The 4,878-nt window shown below is 29.9% G+C and carries 3 protein-coding genes; all 3 read right to left on the reverse strand.

The annotated features are described in order from the left end of the window. A partial coding sequence (gene ispE, locus ACMUOV_RS00195; RefSeq protein WP_413852617.1) for a 4-(cytidine 5'-diphospho)-2-C-methyl-D-erythritol kinase occupies positions 1 to 443 on the reverse strand: 443 nt, incomplete at its 3' end. After that, the gene (locus ACMUOV_RS00200; RefSeq protein ID WP_413852619.1) at positions 409 to 2,586 is read right to left on the reverse strand and encodes a tetratricopeptide repeat protein; all 2,178 of its coding nucleotides are present in this window, start codon (positions 2,584 to 2,586) and stop codon (positions 409 to 411) included. The genes ispE and ACMUOV_RS00200, both read right to left, overlap by 35 nt. An 86-nt stretch (positions 2,587 to 2,672) precedes the next feature. Next, on the reverse strand, positions 2,673 to 4,878 hold a 2,206-nt coding region (locus ACMUOV_RS00205; protein ID WP_413852621.1), incomplete at its 5' end, for an autotransporter outer membrane beta-barrel domain-containing protein.

Below are 4,878 nucleotides of genomic sequence, written 5' to 3' on the forward strand. Positions count from 1 at the left end.
CCCTCAACAATTGCCGTTCCGCCGGTTAAAAAAAAAGGAACATCCGCACCTATGGTTGCAGCAAAAATTTCAAGTTCTTTTTTTGTTTTATTTAAATTCCACATTTTGTTTAAAGCAATTATCGTAGCGGCGGCATCGGAAGAACCGCCACCCAAGCCCGCACCGGTAGGAATATTTTTTATTAAATGAATTTTTATTCCTTTATCAATACAAAATGCCTGTTGCATTTTTACAACCGTTTTATAAACCAAATTTGTTTTATCAACCGGCAAATTTTCATCGGAACATGTAAGTTTTATTGATATATCATTTTCAAAACATAATGTATCAAATAAACTTACGGTATGCATAATTGATTGCAAATTATGATATCCGTCAGGTCTTTTATCTATAATTTCCAAATACAAATTAATTTTTGCCGGTGCCTGTACCTGCATTTTCATCTGTTATAATCCTGTTATTTTCAAAATCATTACTTGTAGGAAATCCTAATTTTTTTAAAATTAAATCACATTCAAAATTATCTTTTAAAGATTTAAAAATCAACTTTGACGGAATTTTTGTCATTGATGTCAAATTTTTATAAGATAAAATTTTTATCGTACAGAGCCCTTCTTTTTCTACTTTTATTATTTCACCCGTTTTTTTATTTATTACAATTACATAACCGTCTTTTTTATAAGTTACTTTTGAACCTTTTTGTGAAATTTGAGCTTGCTGTAAAAGTGTTATGATATTACCTGATGTTATAAAATTTACAAAATCAAGCATTTGACGAGTATCGTCATTTAAAAAACTTTCAGCTGTTTTCGGTTCAAAAACAACATCATCCTTTGTAAAAAAAACATTAAATGCCGGCATTGTTAATTTTGACGGAAAACTTGCCCTTAAAACAATTCCTTTTGAAAACAACAGGGACATGAACATTTTTGTTTTTATTTTTGAAGTTTTTATCGTAACCGAATAAGAAGCATTAAAAGAAACTATTCTTATAAAATTGTGTAATGCTCTTTCATTTAAAACTTTATTTTGCTGTTCCGAAGTAATTTTATCGGAAACTAATTTTATTTTTTCTTTTGAAGTTTTGCTTCCCATATCGGTTGCCACCGAATATGCAAGCCATGCCTGAGGCAATTTATTTAATTCAACACTTATATCACCGAAATGGTCGTATAAAGTGGAATCTAACAATCTCGGTTCTGTTACAATAGCTTTAAAAATATTTTTTTCCGCCTGTTGATATTTACCTATTCTGTAATAAAGCCATGCCAAAGAATCCAAAAAAGCAGGATCGTTAGGATATAACGAAACAACATCATTTAAAAGTTTTTCGGCTTTATCCAATTTAATATTTCTATCGGCATAACAATAGCCCAAATAATTCATGGCTTTTACGTTTTTCGGATTTTTTTCAATTAATTCCAATAAAATTTCTTCCGTTTCTTCAAAATTATCAAGTTTATCATTGACCATAGCCAAATAAAAATTTGCATCGTTAAAATCCGGTTTTAAAACCAAACTTTCTTCCAGTTCTTTTTTTGCGGAAACAAAATCTTTTTTATCAATATAATTTAGTCCTGCTAAATAATGAAATTCCGGATTTAAAGGTTCCAAATCTATTGCCTGTTGAATTTTTTGTTGTGCAATATCAAACTTTAAAATCAAAGCATAATAATAACCTAATCTTGCAAAAGCGGCAGGTGATTTTTCATTTTTCGTTATAAATTCGTAACAATCTATAGATTTATTTACATTGCCTCTTTTTTCATAATTCATTCCCAAAAGATAATACACCGTTAAATTATTCGGTGCAATTTTTTTTGCCTTTAATAAAACATCTTCCGCTTCCTTATATTTTTTTTCCTCAAAATAGCATTTTCCCAAATATATAAGTATTGAGATATTATCGGGATAAACTTCTATATATTTTTCATATTCTTTTATTGCGGATTTAAAATCTTTTTGACTCTCATAAATTCTTGCACGTGAAAGATAAGCTTCTCTCGCATCCGGTTTTAATTCATTTACTTTGTTATAAGATTTTATGGCTTCTTCATTTAAACCCAATTTTTCCTGAACAACTCCCAACTGAAAATAACCTTCTGAAGATTCCGGCTGTTGCTTCAAATATTGCTCCCAATAATCAAGAGATTCTTTTAATTTATTATCCGAAGAATAAACGGTGGCAAGATAAACCGTTGCCGTTTCATTTTTAGGGTCAAGTTCCAAAACTTTTTTCCAACTTTTTGTTGCAAGGTCAAGTTGGTTTGCATTCAAATAAAATGTTCCCAAAAACAAATTTGTTCTTACGCTTTCACCATCCATATCCTGCATTTTTTTTGCAATATCCAATGCCTTCTGTCCGTCACCTTTTCTTAAATATATATATGCCAAATCTTCATAAGCCGGGATTGCAGCTTTATCATAAGATAAAGTTTTTTCATAAAGTTGAATTGTTTTTTGAACATCTCCCTTTTTTGCGCTTAACAAACCTTCCAAATATATTTTATATCCCTGATAATTTGAAGCATATAAAATATTAAAACAAAAAAACAAAATACTTATTATTAAAACTACTTTGTTCATTTTAAAAAAATACCTCCGGTATTTTTTAGCTTACAGTTTAGATTTTACTGGAAACACAAAAACGACTAAAAAGCATAAAGCTGTTTTTAACGTATAATGTAATCTTCCTCTTTATTTATTGTTCCAAACTTATATTTTACGCCGATATTTCCATAATAATTATTTGATTTACCTGTACCGATACCTGCCTGTATATTGGCAAAAGCCGTCCAATATTGTGACAATATGTATTCACCGCCAAATCCTATATTAAAAATTGTATTTGCAAGTTCGGTTCCTTTCAAAGTAAATTCTGTTCCGGTATCTTCAATTTTTATTTTTGTATCAAAATAATTTTGTGTTAAAAATTGTTTTATTGCAAACTTTGCATACCATTTTAAAAGTTTTATCTTTCCTGTAACATCAAAACCTATTCTTGCCTGTGCCAAAAAATTACTGTTTTGTTTTACGGATAAATTTAAAGATTCCGCATTTGTTTCACTGAAAGAATCTTGTGTTATAAAATCGGTTAAAATTCCGACAAAAGGTTTTAATATAAAATTTTCTTTTATTGCAACATCATAACTGCCTTGTACATCAAAAGCAATATTATAACCGTTATATTCGGCTTTTGCCTTTGTTTGTCTGTCGGTATTATATGTATCATACCCTAACATTAACAAACTTTTCAATTGAATATTATTTTTATTATATGCACCGTAAGCACCTAAATTAATACTTTGTGTTTCCGTTTGATCATATTTCTGTTTTAGTTTCCCGTGTGCATACCCTGCAACTATACCAAGTAACTTATTCTTAGATGACGAAACATCATAACCTGCATAAAAGCCGTCAATACTATCGGTATAACCTGGATAATCTCTGTTTCCGTCAACATCATAATAATTGTAAAAGTATTGTCCCCATAAATTTCTTTTTGTTTCGTAATATTCTTCACCTTCAACATAATATTCATCAACATAATCTTTTACTTCATGCGTTTTATATATTTTATCATAAATATGTTCATAACCGGAATTTAAGAAAGGAGCTATTGCATTATTTGCATATATTGTTCCTGATAAACTTGTAAATATATCTTTTATTTTATCCGTGTTATATGTTGAATTGTAGTAATAATAACTTTCAAGTTCCGATAATAATTTTGCCGTTTGTCCTTTATTGCTTTTCAAAGATATCATATCAATTGCTTGAGCAACCGCTTTTTGAGAAACCGATAAATCCGAAAGTTCGGATGAAGTTGAATATTCCGTTTGTTTTCTGCTTAATGTTACCTGCATTGCTCCGTCAACTGTTTGAGTTGAAAAAGCTATTCTGCTTTCCTTTAAATCCGTTGAAACATCAACATCGTAACCTGATAAATTTACTTCTTCGAAAACACCGCTTAAAGTACTCGTCGTAAAAAGAATATCATAAGTTTTATGTTCAAAAAATTTTCCATATATATTGTTCATTTCAAGTTTACTGCCGGAATTAATCGTTATATTTCCGTAAGCTCTTGTATAATCGCTATCATCCTCATTAACTTCAACTTCATAAGCAGAATTATTATCGAAAGTTAAATTCCCTCTTATATAAAAAGCACCTATGGAATTTCCCGGAGCCAATGTAGAAGAAGATCCTATTACAACATCTCCGGCAATTCTTCCGTTACCCTGCAGGTAAGTATTTTCAAAATTTACATTTCCGTTTGATAAAGTTATAAGTCCGTTGTTTACGACAATATTGGCTTTAAATTTGTTTCCGTCCACAGTAAAATTATTTCGGTTTATAATCGCATATTGTTCAATTCCGCCAGTACTTTCAACATCACTTAGTATATACAAAAATCCTGAACCGGTTATCGTACTTTTATTTACTTTCGAATCTTCGGAAAAAATCAAAAAGCCGTTATTATTTAAATTTGCAACATCTAATAAATCGGATTTTGTGTAAAATTCAACGGAAGTCGATATCAACACCGAGTTTTGTTGAATATTTGCAGAATTCAATATAGACGTCGATATTTCCAATGTTCCTGTTCCTTCAAAATTATTTTCATTATTATGATACTGAGAAGTTTCGGAAATTACTATTTTACCGTTATTTAATATTTTATCACTTGCATATATCTGTTCCAACTTTGTTGTTATTGTTCCTTCGTTTACTATATATCTTTGTGCCAACATATTATTATTTGTTATTTGTCCCGTAAACGTTATTGTTCCCTGTCCTACGGTGTAAACATTATTTTCTCCGTCTCCGGTTAATTTTAAGTTCCCGTAATTTATTACCGCACTGCTCACCTCTATC

It is taken from the genome of Candidatus Ruminimicrobium bovinum, assembly GCF_902760015.1.
Classification (GTDB): Bacteria; Elusimicrobiota; Endomicrobiia; order Endomicrobiales; family Endomicrobiaceae; genus Ruminimicrobium; species Ruminimicrobium bovinum.